The sequence below is a fragment of the Streptomyces sp. NPDC004561 genome (assembly GCF_053602155.1).
On the sequence record NZ_JBSGDB010000257.1, the window covers coordinates 1 to 12,427 of the forward strand.

Below are 12,427 nucleotides of genomic sequence, written 5' to 3' on the forward strand. Positions count from 1 at the left end.
GATCACCGCGGGCAGACCGTAGTCGAGCAGGACCCGCAGGCTCTCGGTGTCCATCGTGAAGATGTCCTGCGACCACCAGGCCAGCGAGTCGGCCACGTCCCGCACGAACCCGACGAAGACGTTCGCGTGATTGGCCCCGAGCAGGTACAGCAGGATCCACAGCCCCAGGAACGCGGCCGCGACGTCCGCGATCGTGTGGATGACCAGTGCGGCGCGCCGGGTTCCCGAGCCGTCGCGCCGGCGCGGCCGAGGGTGCGCGACCGGCTGCGCCGCGGGTCCCGGGTACATGTGCGCCGGGGCCGGCGAGTGGCCGTATCCGTGTCCGGGGTGGTCGGGCAGCGGCCTGGTGTCAGTCATCGAGGTCTCGATCCCTGTGGGTTCGTAAATGGCTCGAAAGAACCTAGTCAGGCACCGATAACAGGTCGGTTCAGGAACGGTGCGGATCACGTGGAAGGCGTGTGACCGGACGCCGCACGGCTCCTCCCCGGGCTCTTCTCAGCCGAGCGAGAGCCGGGGCTTCGGGGCGTCCGTGCGGCCGGTCTGGGGGCGGCGGCTGCCCGCCCGGTAGGGCGCGGGCCAGCCTGCGCCGGGCCCCTCGTAGCCCTGCTCGGCCGCCGCGTGGAGGGTCCAGTGCGGGTCGTACAGGTGCGGCCGGGCCAGCGCGCACAGGTCCGTGCGCCCGGCGAGGATCAGTGAGTTCACGTCGTCCCAGGAGGAGATCGCGCCGACCGCTATCACCGGGACGCCCACCTCGTGCCGGATCCGGTCGGCGAACGGCGTCTGGTACGACCGCCCGAACTCCGGCCGTTCCTCGGCCACGACCTGCCCGGTGGAGACGTCGATCGCGTCGGCGCCGTGCGCCGCGAAGGCGCGGGCGATCAGCACGGCGTCCTCGGCGGTCGTGCCGCCCGCGGCCCAGTCGGTGGCGGAGATCCGGACGGTCATGGGCCGCTCGGCCGGCCACACCGCGCGTACGGCGTCGAAGACCTCCAGCGGGAATCTGAGCCTCTTCTCCAGCGAGCCGCCGTAGGCGTCGGTGCGGCGGTTGGTGAGCGGGGAGAGGAAGCCGGACAGCAGATAGCCGTGGGCGCAGTGCAGTTCGAGCAGGTCGAAGCCGGCGCGGGCGGCCCGCGACGTGGACTCGGTGAACTGCTCGCGGATGTCGGTGAGCTGGGCGCGCGACAGCTGGCGCGGGGTCTGGCTGCCCGGGCGGTACGGCAGCGGCGAGGCGGCGGCGAGGGGCCAGTTGCCCGCCGGCAGCGGCTCGTCCATGCCCTCCCACATGAGTCTGGTGGAGCCCTTGCGGCCGGAGTGCCCGAGCTGCACGCCGATCGCGGTGCCCGGCGCCTGCCGGTGCACGAAGTCGGTCACCCGCCGCCACGCCTCCGCCTGCCGGCCGGTGTAGAGGCCGGCGCAGCCCGGGGTGATGCGGCCCTCCTCGCTGACGCACACCATCTCGGTCATGACGAGTCCCGCTCCGCCCAGGGCGCGGGCGCCGAGGTGCACGAGGTGGAAGTCGCCGGGGACGCCGTCGGTGGCGGAGTACATGTCCATCGGGGAGACGACGACCCGGTTGCGCAGGGTCAGGCCGCGCAGCCGGAACGGGGTGAACATCGGGGGCGTGCCGGGCGGGCAGCCGAACTCGCGCTCCACGGCCTCGGTGAAGCGGGCGTCGCGCAGGCGGAGGTTGTCGTGGGTGACGCGGCGGCTGCGGGTGAGCAGGTTGAAGGCGAACTGGCGAGGCGGCTGGCCGAGGTAGCGGCCCAGGTCCTCGAACCACTCCAGACTGGCCCGGGCCGCCCGCTGGGTGGAGGCGACGACGGGCTTGCGCTCCTCCTCGTAGGCGGCCAGCGCACCGGGCACATCGGGCTGTTCCTCGAGACAGGCGGCGAGGGCCAGCGCGTCCTCGACGGCGAGCTTGGTGCCGGAGCCGATGGAGAAGTGGGCGGTGTGCGCGGCGTCGCCGAGCAGGACGACGTTGCCGTGCGACCAGTGGTCGTTGACCACCGTGCGGAAGGTCGTCCACGCGGACTTGTTGGAGCGCAGGGGCCGGCCGCGCAGCGCGTCCGCGAAGATCTTGGCGCAGCGCTCGATCGACTCCTGTTCGCCCAGTTCGTCGAACCCGGCCGCGCGCCACACCTCCTCGCGCATCTCGACGATGACGGTGGAGGCGTCGGCCGCGTACGGGTACCCGTGCAGCTGCATCACGCCGTGCTCGGTCTCGGCGATCTCGAAGCGGAAGGCGTCGAAGGCGAAGTCGGCGGCGAGCCAGATGTAGCGGCAGCGGTGGGCGGTCACCCGGGGCCGGAACGCCTCGGCCCAGGTCTCGCGGGTGGCGCTGTGCACACCGTCGGCGGCGACCACGAGGTCGTACTGCTCGGACAGCGTGTCCCTGGGCGGGGCCTCGGTCCGGAAGCGGATGTCCACGCCGAGGGCGTGGCAGCGGTCGTGCAGAATCTCCAGGAGGCGGCGCCTGCCGAGCGCGGCGAAGCCGTGGCCCGAGGAGGTGTGCCGGGTGCCGCGGTGCACGATGTCGATGTCGTCCCAGCGGACGAAGTCCCGCTGCAGGGCCTCGTAGACGACGGGGTCGGCGTGCTCGATGCCGCCCAGGGTCTCGTCGGAGAGGACGACACCGAAGCCGAAGGTCTCGTCGGGGGCGTTGCGCTCCCAGACGGTGACCTCCCTGGCGGGGTCGAGGCGTTTGAGCAGGGCGGCGGCGTAGAGGCCGCCGGGGCCGCCGCCGACGACCGCGACGCGCAGGGGGCGGTGCGGGTCCGTCGTGGCTGATCGCGCGGTTCCCCGCGCCGCTTCGGCCGGCACGTCGGAGGTCGGCATCGACGTCACCTGCCCTGCCACTTGGGCGGGCGCTTCTCCGTGAAGGCCGCGTGGAACTCGGCGTAGTCCTCGCCGTTCATCAGCAGGGCCTGGGTCGAGGCGTCCAGCTCGACCGAAGCCGCCAGGGGCATGTCCAGCTCGGCCGTCAGCAGGGCCTTCGTCTGGGCGTACGCCAGCGCGGGACCGTCGGCCAGGCGGCGCGCCAGCGCCTGGGCGGCCTCGTCGGCGCCGCCCTCCTCCGTCAGCTGGCTGATCAGTCCGATCCGCTCGGCCTCGGGGGCCCGGACCGGCTCGCCCAGCATCAGCAGCCGGGTGGCGTGGCCGAGGCCGACGACCCGGGGCAGCAGATAGGCCGCGCCCATGTCGCCGCCGGACAGGCCGACCCGGGTGAAGAGGAAGGCGAAGCGGGCGCTCGGGTCGGCGATCCGGAAGTCGGCCGCGAGGGCGAGCACGGCTCCGGCGCCCGCCGCGACCCCGTGCACGGCGGCGATCACCGGGAAGGGGCACTCGCGGACCGCCCGTACGACCTGGCCGGTCATCCGGTTGAAGTCGAGCAGCTGCGCGGTGTCCAGGGAGAGGGTGACGCCGATGATCTCGTCGACGTCACCGCCGGAGCAGAAGCCGCGCCCCTGTCCGGCCAGCACCAGGGCGCGCACCGAGCGCTCCCGGGACAGCTGGGCCAGCAGGTCGCGCAGGTCGGCGTAGGCGCCGAAGGTGAGGGCGTTGAGTTTCTCGGGGCGGGCCAGGGTGACCGTGGCGACGCCGTCGGCGAGGTCGACCCGCAGGTGCTCCCAGTCGGCGGTGCGGGCGGCGGAGCCGGTGAAGGGACTCATGACGTGCGGCCTCCTAGGGCGGCGGTGCCGTACGTTGCGCTACCCCATGAAGTTATCACCTGTTTGTGACTGTCGTCACGGGCACGCGACACGAGGGGGCCGTTCGGCCGGTTCCGGTCGCGTGTGTCACCGGTCGGCGACAGCGACGTAACAGTGGGCTCCGGCGCGCGAGGGGGGCCGTTCGGCTGGGTAAGCCGCCCGGTACCGGGGCCGATGGTTCCGGTCGAAGCCCGCCGAAGGCCGCCGTGGCCGGGCCCGTACCATTCCTACAGTCGAAAGCAGGACAGCCTGCTCCATGAACGGACTCGCCTTGCACGAACGCCCCGCCGAATCGGCCTCCTGGCGCATCGCGCTGCCGCACACCACCGCGGCGGTGCCCGTGGCGCGCGCGCTGGTGCGCACGGCTCTGGCCGAGGTGGAGCACCCGGCCGACCCCGACACGGCGGAGCTGCTCACGGCCGAGCTGGTCGCCAACGCGGTGGAGCACACCGCGGGGCGCGGCCCGATAGAGCTGGTGGTGGAGCTGCTGCCGACCGGCTGCCAGGTCGAGGTGCACGACCCGGACCCGGCGCCGCCCGGCCATCTGACCCGGCCGGTGATCGAGGAGCCCGACTGCTGGCAGGAGGGCGGGCGCGGGCTGCTGCTGATCCGCGCCCTCAGCTCCTCGTGCGGGCACCGCCCCACCCCGTCGGGCAAGGCGGTGTGGTTCAGACTGCCTGTGGTTCCCGCTCAGCGGCGGCCGGCGTGACCTCGGGGGCCGCCGCGCGGGCCAGCGTGGAGTGCCGGCGCCCGTAGGCGACGTAGACGACCAGGCCGACCGCGAGGAACACCGCGAACTGGATCCAGGTCCGCCAGCCCGTCTCGTACATCAGGTACAGGCAGAAGGCGATGCCGAGCAGCGGGCCCACGGGGTACAGCGGCACCCGGAAGCTGCGGTTCAGGCCCGGTTCGCGGCGGCGCAGGGCCAGCACCACGATGTTGACGACGGCCATGATCGCGAGCGTGCCGATGGTGCACAGGTTCATCACGGCGTCCAGGGAGGCGAAGGCCGCCGGGAGCGCGAAGACGAGCGCGACGATCAGGGTTCCGGCCACCGGTGTGGAGGTCTTCGGGGAGACCTTCTCGAAGACCCGCGGGATCAGGCCGTCCCGGGACATCGACATCAGGATGCGGGTCTGGCCGTACATCACCGCGAGGACGACGGAGGCGATGGCGACCACCGCGCCGAAGGCGATCACGCCGCCGCCGATGGCCGAGCCGGTGACCTCGTTGACGACGTAGGAGAGGGCGGCGGGCCGGCCGGCGACCTGCTTGCCGCCGATGGCGCCGATCGCGGCGACCGCGACCGCGCAGTACAGCAGCGTCACGATGCCCATGCAGACCATGATCGCGACCGGGATGTCCCGGCGGGGGTTCTTGGCCTCCTCGCCGGCGGTGGTGATCGCGTCGAAGCCGATGTACGAGAAGAACGCGGCGGTGGTGCCCGCGCCGATGCCGCCGAGGCCTGCCGGGGAGAACGGGGTGAGGTTGCCGTGCTTGAAGGCGCTGTAGCCGATGGCGCAGAAGGCCAGCAGGATGACGAGCTTGACCGCGGCCATGGCGGCCGTGGCCCGGGCGCTCTCCCGCACGCCGCGCACGAGCAGCACGGAGGCCATCGCGATGACGATCACGGCGGGGAGGTTGACGAGTCCGCCGTCGCCCGGCCCCGCCGACAGCGCGGCCGGCAGCTGCCAGCCGGTGAGGCTGTGCAGCAGCTCGTTGACGTACTGGCTCCAGCCGACGGCGACGGCCGAGATGGAGATGCCGTACTCCAGCAGCAGGCACCAGCCGACCAGGAAGGCGGTGGACTCGCCGAGGCCGGCGTAGGCGAAGGAGTACGAAGAGCCGGAGACCGGGATCGCGCCGCCCAGCTCCGCGAAGGAGAAGGCGGTGAAGACGCAGGTGATCGCGGCGAGGACGAAGGAGACGACGACGGCGGGACCGGCCTGGGCGACGGAGTCGGAGAGGCCGACGAAGATGCCGGTGCCGACGATGGCGCCGACGCCGAAGCAGATGAGCTGGAAGAGGCCCATCGTGCGCTTCAGACCGTGTCCCTCGCGGTCGGCGCCGGATTCGGCGACCAGCAGGTGGGGGGACTTGATGCGGGGAGCGGGCATTGCGGGTGGTGCTCGTTTCTCGGTGGTGCGGGCGACGGGGGATGACTGTCGCGGCGGCGGCGCCGGAAGGGGTGGCTCCAGGGCCGCCAGCCAGGGTAATGCCTGGTCGGGCGCGTGGACTACGGTTGCCCGGCGAGTGTGGCGACCAGCACGGCCTTGATGGTGTGCAGGCGGTTCTCGGCCTCGTCGAAGACGACCGAGTGCTCGGACTCGAACACCTCGTCCGTCACCTCCAGCGAGGTCAGGCCGTGGGCCTCGAAGATCTCCTGCCCCACCTTGGTGCCCAGGTCGTGGAAGGCCGGCAGGCAGTGCAGGAACTTCACGTCCGGGTCGCCGGTGGCGCGCAGGACGTCCATGGTCACGGCGTACGGCGCCAGGGCCTTGATCCGCTCGGCCCAGACCTCCTTGGGCTCACCCATGGAGACCCAGACGTCGGTGGCGACGAAGCCGGCGCCCCGGACGCCCTCGGCGACGTCCTCGGTCAGGGTGATGACGGCGCCGCTGCCTTCCGCCAGCTTGCGGGCCCGGGCCACCACCTCCTCGTCCGGCCAGTACTGCTCGGGGGCGACGATCCGTACGTCCATGCCGAGCAGGGCTCCGGTCACCAGGTAGGAGTTGCCCATGTTGAAGCGGGCGTCGCCGAGGTAGGCGAAGGCGATCTCCCGCGGCGGCCGGCCGCTGTGCTCGGTCATGGTGAGCACGTCGGCGAGCATCTGGGTGGGGTGCCAGTCGTCGGTGAGACCGTTGTAGACGGGCACGCCGGCCTGGGCGGCCAGCTCCTCGACCTTGGCCTGACTGTCGCCCCGGTACTCGATGGCGTCGAACATCCGGCCGAGGACACGGGCGGTGTCCCGCACGGACTCCTTGTGGCCGATCTGCGAGCCCGACGGGTCGAGGTAGGTGGTGTGGGCGCCCTGGTCGGCGGCGGCGACCTCGAACGCGCAGCGGGTGCGCGTCGAGGTCTTCTCGAAGATCAGCGCGATGTTCCGGCCCCGCAGGTACTGGGTCTCGGCCCCGGCCTTCTTGGCGGCCTTCAGCTCGGCGGCCAGCTCGACCAGGCCACGGAACTCCCCCTCGGTGAAGTCCAGCTCCTTGAGGAAGTGGCGGCCGGCGAGGGCGGTCGGGACAGTCGCCATGGGGGCGCTCCAGGGATACGGGTGAAGGGACTCTGGAATTCTATACGAACTTCAGCATTTCTATACGGCCCGCCGCCCCCACTCGTGCGCTCACTCACACCGCGTCCCGTTCGACCGGGCAGCTCATGCACCGGGGCCCGCCCCTGCCCCGCCCCAGCTCGCTGCCCGGAATCTCGATCACCTCGATGCCCTGCTTGCGCAGATGGGTGTTGGTGGTCGAGTTCCGCTCGTAGGCGACGACGACTCCGGGCTCGACGGCGAGCACGTTGCAGCCGTCGTCCCACTGCTCGCGCTCGGCCGCGTGCACGTCCTGGGTGGCGGTCAGCACCCGGATCTCGCCGAGCCCGAGGGCCGCGGCGATCGCCCGGTGCATGTGCTCCGGCGGATGGTCGGTGACCTTCAGCTCGCGTTCGCCGGCGCCCGGCTCGATGGTGTACGAGCGCAGCATGCCGAGTCCGGCGTACTGGGTGAAGGTGTCGCCGTCGACCATGGTCATCACGGTGTCGAGATGCATGAAGGCGCGCCGCTTGGGCATGTCGAGCGCGACGATCGTGCGCGCGGAGCCGGCCGCGAACAGCTTGTGCGCGAGCATCTCCACGGCCTGCGGGGTGGTGCGCTCGCTCATGCCGATCAGGACCGCGCCGCCGCCGATCACCAGCACGTCGCCGCCCTCGATGGTGGAGGGGTGGTCGGCCTGCCCCCGGGACCAGACGCGGAACGTTTCGTCACGGAACAGCGGGTGGTGCCGGTAGATCGCCTCGAAGTGCACGGTCTCGCGCTGCCGGGCGGGCAGGCGCATGGCGTTGATGGCGACCCCGTCGTAGATCCAGGCGGAGGTGTCACGGGTGAAGAGGTGGTTGGGCAGCGGATCGAGCAGGAAGTCGTCGAGGTCCATCACATGGAACCGGACGGAGGTCGGCTCCGGGTGCGCCTCCAGGAACTCCCGCTTGGTCATGCCGCCCACCAGGGCCTCGGCCAGCTCACGCGCGGGCAGGGTCTCGAACGCGGCGCGCAGGTGATCGGTGGCCAGGGGGCCGTACTCCTTCTCGTCGAAGACGTGGTCCAGGACGAGGGTGCGGGCCTCCGGGATCCCCAGGGTGTCGGTGAGCAGGTCACCGAAGAGGTGTACGGCGACTCCGCGGTCGCGCAGCACGTCGGCGAACCCGTCGTGCTCGGCGCGCGCCCGGCGCACCCACAGCACGTCGTCGAAGAGGAGCGCGTCCTTGTTGCTGGGGGTGAGCCTTTTGAGCTCGAGATCGGGCCGGTGCAGGATGACGCGGCGCAGGCGCCCGGCCTCGGAGTCGACATGGAATCCCATGTCACCATCCTGACCACCGCGGCCCGGATTCACCCTCCCCTCGACCATTTCCGCGTCTTCTCGTTTCCCTCGGACCGGTTTTCGTCCCCTTGACGACAACCGGCCCTTCCGATTATCGTCCTACTGACGAAAACAACGAGGGGGGCCTCATGGCCGACATCACCCGGCGCCTGGGCCTGCGCCATCTGCGTGGCGCGCCGACCGCGCACGTCCGGCACCACCGCTCCGGCCGGCTGGTGCACGACGGCCCCGGACTCAGCTTCTGGTTCCGCTCGCTGACCGCCGCGCTCTCCGAGGTCCCGGTGGACGACCGGGAACTGGCGATGACCTTCCACGCCCGCACGGCCGACTTCCAGGACGTGACGGTGCAGGCGACGGTCACCTACCGCATCGGCGACCCGGCGCTCGCCGCCGCCCGCCTCGACTTCTCGATCGACCCGGACACCGGCGCCTGGCGCGGTACGCCGCTGGAGCAGCTGGCCACGCTGCTCACCGAGACGGCCCAGGAGCACGCCCTGGACGTCCTGGCCCGTACGCCGCTCGCGGCCGCGCTGACCGACGGGGTCGCCGCGGTGCGCGAGCGGCTCGCGGCCGGGCTGGCCGCCGAGCCCCGGCTCCCGGCCACCGGCATCGAGGTGGTCGCCGTCCGCGTGGTGGCCGTGCGTCCGGAGCCCGAGGTGGAGCGGGCCCTGCGCACCCCGGCCCGCGAGCAGATCCAGCAGGAGGCCGACCGGGCGACCTACGAGCGCCGGGCGGTGGCCGTCGAGCGGGAGCGGACGATCGCCGAGAACGAGCTGGCCAGCCGCATCGAACTGGCCCGCCGCGAGGAGCGGCTGGTCGAGCAGCGCGGCACCAACGCCCGCCGCGAGGCCGAGGAGCAGGCGGCCGCGGACGCGGTGCGCGCCGACGCCGAGGCGGGCCGCACGGTACGGCTGGCCGAGGCGGAGGCGACCCGCACCGAGCGGCTGGCCGAGGCCGAGGCGGCCAAGGCGGTACGGCTCGCCCGCGCGGAGGCCGAGAAGGCCCGCGAGGTGGGTGCGGCCCGGGCCGAGGCGCGAGCGGCGTGGCTGCGGGTGCACGCGGAGGCCGACGTGGCGACGCTGCACGCCCTCACCGGGATGCGGGTGGCCGAGAACCTGCCGAACATCGACAGCGTGACCATCTCGCCGGACGTGCTGACCGGACTGCTGGCGCGGCTCGGCGGCGCCGCGGAGGCCGGGGCGTGAGCCTCGCCCCCCGGGCCGTCCTCGTCCATCGCACCACCGAGTACGAGGAACTGGTGGCCCGGCACGGCACCCCCGGGCAGGGCGCGTTCTTCCTCGCCTCCCGGGGCCGGGACATCGAGGAGGTCGCCGCACGCCACCGCCGGGCCCACCGGGCGCTGGCCGAGGTGACCGCGGCCGTCCCGCTCACCTGGCGCCGGGCCCGGGTCGAGCGGGGCGACCTGGACCGCTTCCTGTTCGCTCCCGAGGACATGGTCGTCGTGACCGGGCAGGACGGACTGGTCGCGAACGTCGCCAAGTACCTCACGGGCCAGCCGGTGATCGGCATCGACACCGATCCCGGGCGCAACCCCGGGGTGCTGGTGAGGCACCGCCCGCGGGACGCGGCGAAGCTGCTCGCGGCACCGGCCGGCGGGTGCGACGAGCTGACCATGGTGGAGGCGGTGGCCGACGACACACAGCGGCTGGTGGCACTCAACGAGATCTACCTGGGCACGCCGGGCCACCAGACCGCCCGCTACCGCCTGGGCCTCGACGGCGACAGGGGTGTCGTCGAGGCCCAGGCCTCCTCGGGGGTGCTGGTGGGCACCGGCACCGGAGCGACCGGCTGGCTCCGCTCGGTGTGGCAGGAGCGGGGCGGCCGGCTCGCGCTGCCCTCCCCCACCGAGGACCGGCTGGTGTGGTTCGTCCGCGAGGCCTGGCCGTCACCGGCCACCGGTACGGACCTGGTGGCGGGCGAACTCGGCGCCGCGGCGGCGCTCACCCTCACCGTGGAGTCCGACCGGCTCATCGCCTTCGGCGACGGCATCGAGACCGACGCGCTCCAGCTCACCTGGGGTCAGACGGTCCGGGTCGGGGTGTGCGGGCAGCGGCTGCGGCTGGTCGGGTAGGCGCTCAGATCGCGGTGCAGGGGACCGGCCAGCGCCGGATGCGCGGGGGCAGGGCCACCGCCCAGCCCCCGGTGACCAGCACCAGCCGCTCGGCGGCCAGCAGATCCGCGGCCGCCCGCTGGACCGCGTCGAGGGCGTCCAGCGGGGTGGGCTCCAGGAGACGGAGGAACACGGCGAGGAGATCGGGGTGGTCGAGGGTGAGCCGGGCCGCCGTACCGGGCTGCCTGCGGTCCAGGACGGTCACGAAGCCGGGGCCGCGCCGGTGGTGCAGCAGCCCGTAGGAGTATCCGGTCCGCCAGGCGGCCAGATCCGCCTGGTCGCCGGGCAGTTCGGCGGGCGGGGGCAGGTGGCGCAGCACGCCGGTGTCGTACGGCGGCCGGCCCGCCGCCCGCCAGCCCACCCGCAGGCCGAGGCTCTCGCACTCGCGCAGGAAGCACACCGCCTGCGCCGTCTCCCGGCCCGCACCGGCCAGGTCCAGCGGCTCGGTCACCTCGACCCGGCGCCCGGCGACCCGGTGCGCCACCCCTCCGGGCAGCCCGCTCATCCGGCGCCCTCGGGCAGGCGGACGGGCTCGCCCCAGGTGGGGAGGGCGACACAGGTGGGGCCGTCGCGGAACAGCAGGCCCAGCGCGAACGCGTCCCCGATCCACCGCTCCACGGTGGCGGCCGTGACGTCGTGCCCGTCGGCGGTCAGCAGCCGGTGCAGGGCGGGCACCGTGCGGCCGTCCTCCAGGTGCCGCAGGGCCCGCGCCCGCCAGCCGGTGAAACGGTGTGACGCCGGGGTACGGCCCTGCCGCCGGTCGTGCACCAGCAGGTCCTCGCCGTCCTCCTCGAACAGCAGCCGGGACCGCTCGTGCCCGGCCCGCCAGGCGGCCACGGCCTCCTTGAGGCGCCGCTCGACCGGCCCGCCGATGCCCGCGTCGTCGGTGTCGAACAGGTAGACGAGGTCGGCGAGTTCGGACTCGGGCAGGTCGTAGACGTGCTGGTACATCTCGGCCGGGCGGCGCTTGCCGAAGCCCAGCCCGGGGTCGGTGAAGTGCGGGCTGAAGCGCTCCAGCTGGATGCGGTGGGCGCCGCTCGGGGGCTGGAGGTGGACCAGGGCGGGAAGCTGCTCGATGACGGGGAGGTAGTCGTCGGGGCTCTCGCCGGGGAAGCCGTAGAGCAGGTTCCAGGAGCAGGTCAGGGCGTGGTTCTCGCACTCGCGCAGGGTGCGGACGTTGCGGGCGCCGGTCACGCCCTTGTCCATGAGGTCCAGGACACGGCTGCCCAGGCTCTCGATGCCGGGCTGGATGTGCACCGTGCCGGACTCGCCGAGGAGCCCGAGCTGTGCGGGGGTGAGGTTGGACTTGACCTCGTAGTGCAGCCGCAGGTCCCAGCCGCTCGCGGCGACGCGGGGCAGGAAGTCGCGGAAGTAGGCCATGTCGATGATGTTGTCGACGGTGACCAGGTCGAGGATGCGGTGCCGGCGCACCAGCCGGTCGATCTCGGCCCACAGCCGCTCCCCCGGCTTGGCGCGGAAGGCCATGGCGGAGCCGTTGAGACCGCAGAAGGTGCAGTGGTGCTTCTCGCCCCACCAGCAGCCCCGGGCGCCCTCCACGACCAGCTTCGGGTGGACGTACTCGTGCACCGGGGAGGCGTCCAGGGCGGCCTGCCACCGGTCGTAGTCGGGCGAGGGGATGTCGGCGGGCGCCACGGTGCGCCGGCTCTCGGGGTTGGCGCGGGACACCGCGCCGTCCCGCCAGCACAGGCCGGGCACGTCCGCGGGCGCGGTGCCCGCGTCCAGGTGGCCGAGCAGGGCCGGGAAGGCGTACTCGGCCTCGCCGCGGACCACGTGGTCGACGAAGGGGTGGTTGCGGTGCAGGGCGTGCCCCATCGGCCCGTCGCAGTTGCTGCCGCCGAACACGACCGTCAACTCCGGGCGTCTTCCCTTGAGTTCGCGGGCCAGCGCGAGGGAGGTGACGTTCTGCATGAAGGTGGTGGTGAAGCCGACCACGTCCGGCTCGGCGGCCAGGATCCCGGTGGCGCACTCCTCGACGA

11 protein-coding genes are annotated in these 12,427 nt (G+C 72.9%); 3 read left to right on the forward strand and 8 right to left on the reverse strand.

Translation table 11 applies throughout. The annotated features are described in order from the left end of the window. The 3 genes from ACWEN3_RS28290 to ACWEN3_RS28300 all read right to left on the reverse strand — a co-directional run. On the reverse strand, positions 1 to 288 hold a 288-nt coding region (locus ACWEN3_RS28290), incomplete at its 3' end, for a hypothetical protein (protein WP_452976400.1). 207 nt (positions 289 to 495) lie between these two features. After that, entirely contained in the window at positions 496 to 2,835 is a 2,340-nt protein-coding gene (locus tag ACWEN3_RS28295; protein ID WP_452976380.1) for a bifunctional salicylyl-CoA 5-hydroxylase/oxidoreductase, read from the reverse strand. A 5-nt stretch (positions 2,836 to 2,840) separates the two neighbouring features. Next, positions 2,841 to 3,668: an enoyl-CoA hydratase family protein gene (locus ACWEN3_RS28300; RefSeq protein ID WP_452976382.1), complete on the reverse strand. Its 828-nt coding sequence runs from the start codon at positions 3,666 to 3,668 to the stop codon at positions 2,841 to 2,843. Between the two features lie 295 nt (positions 3,669 to 3,963). Here ACWEN3_RS28300 and ACWEN3_RS28305 point away from each other — a divergent pair, with 295 nt between their 5' ends. Next, positions 3,964 to 4,416 (forward strand): ATP-binding protein, encoded by a 453-nt coding sequence (locus ACWEN3_RS28305; RefSeq protein ID WP_452976384.1) that lies wholly within the window; start codon positions 3,964 to 3,966, stop codon positions 4,414 to 4,416. Here ACWEN3_RS28305 and ACWEN3_RS28310 read toward each other — a convergent pair. The 3 genes from ACWEN3_RS28310 to ACWEN3_RS28320 all read right to left on the reverse strand — a co-directional run bounded on the left by ACWEN3_RS28310 (position 4,376) and on the right by ACWEN3_RS28320 (position 8,278). Beyond that, positions 4,376 to 5,824: an amino acid permease gene (locus ACWEN3_RS28310; RefSeq protein WP_452976386.1), complete on the reverse strand. Its 1,449-nt coding sequence runs from the start codon at positions 5,822 to 5,824 to the stop codon at positions 4,376 to 4,378. The two genes, ACWEN3_RS28305 and ACWEN3_RS28310, sit on opposite strands and share 41 nt — an antisense overlap. Before the next feature lie 119 nt (positions 5,825 to 5,943). Then, positions 5,944 to 6,960 (reverse strand): ornithine carbamoyltransferase, encoded by a 1,017-nt coding sequence (gene argF / locus ACWEN3_RS28315; RefSeq protein ID WP_452976388.1) that lies wholly within the window; start codon positions 6,958 to 6,960, stop codon positions 5,944 to 5,946. 94 nt (positions 6,961 to 7,054) lie between these two features. Continuing rightward, the gene (locus ACWEN3_RS28320; protein WP_452976390.1) at positions 7,055 to 8,278 is read right to left on the reverse strand and encodes an arginine deiminase; all 1,224 of its coding nucleotides are present in this window, start codon (positions 8,276 to 8,278) and stop codon (positions 7,055 to 7,057) included. Between the two features lie 149 nt (positions 8,279 to 8,427). Here ACWEN3_RS28320 and ACWEN3_RS28325 point away from each other — a divergent pair, with 149 nt between their 5' ends. Both ACWEN3_RS28325 and ACWEN3_RS28330 read left to right on the forward strand, forming a co-directional pair. Then, entirely contained in the window at positions 8,428 to 9,504 is a 1,077-nt protein-coding gene (locus ACWEN3_RS28325; protein WP_452976392.1) for an SPFH domain-containing protein, read from the forward strand. After that, entirely contained in the window at positions 9,501 to 10,391 is an 891-nt protein-coding gene (locus ACWEN3_RS28330; protein WP_452976394.1) for a hypothetical protein, read from the forward strand. The genes ACWEN3_RS28325 and ACWEN3_RS28330 overlap by 4 nt, the downstream gene beginning before the upstream one ends. Before the next feature lie 4 nt (positions 10,392 to 10,395). Here ACWEN3_RS28330 and ACWEN3_RS28335 read toward each other — a convergent pair whose 3' ends face one another. Both ACWEN3_RS28335 and ACWEN3_RS28340 read right to left on the reverse strand, forming a co-directional pair. After that, positions 10,396 to 10,935 (reverse strand): DUF5825 family protein, encoded by a 540-nt coding sequence (locus ACWEN3_RS28335; RefSeq protein ID WP_452976396.1) that lies wholly within the window; start codon positions 10,933 to 10,935, stop codon positions 10,396 to 10,398. Then, positions 10,932 to 12,427, reverse strand: a 1,496-nt coding sequence (locus ACWEN3_RS28340) for a RiPP maturation radical SAM C-methyltransferase (protein ID WP_452976398.1), incomplete at its 5' end; no start/stop codon positions are given. The genes ACWEN3_RS28340 and ACWEN3_RS28335, both read right to left, overlap by 4 nt.

Coding starts and splice junctions, on each gene's coding strand:
- ACWEN3_RS28295 (WP_452976380.1), bottom strand. CDS start 2,835: ATGCCGACCTCCGACGTGCCGGCCGAAGCGGCGCGGGGAACCGCGCGA.
- ACWEN3_RS28300 (WP_452976382.1), bottom strand. CDS start 3,668: ATGAGTCCCTTCACCGGCTCCGCCGCCCGCACCGCCGACTGGGAGCAC.
- ACWEN3_RS28305 (WP_452976384.1), top strand. CDS start 3,964: ATGAACGGACTCGCCTTGCACGAACGCCCCGCCGAATCGGCCTCCTGG.
- ACWEN3_RS28310 (WP_452976386.1), bottom strand. CDS start 5,824: ATGCCCGCTCCCCGCATCAAGTCCCCCCACCTGCTGGTCGCCGAATCC.
- argF (WP_452976388.1), bottom strand. CDS start 6,960: ATGGCGACTGTCCCGACCGCCCTCGCCGGCCGCCACTTCCTCAAGGAG.
- ACWEN3_RS28320 (WP_452976390.1), bottom strand. CDS start 8,278: ATGGGATTCCATGTCGACTCCGAGGCCGGGCGCCTGCGCCGCGTCATC.
- ACWEN3_RS28325 (WP_452976392.1), top strand. CDS start 8,428: ATGGCCGACATCACCCGGCGCCTGGGCCTGCGCCATCTGCGTGGCGCG.
- ACWEN3_RS28335 (WP_452976396.1), bottom strand. CDS start 10,935: ATGAGCGGGCTGCCCGGAGGGGTGGCGCACCGGGTCGCCGGGCGCCGG.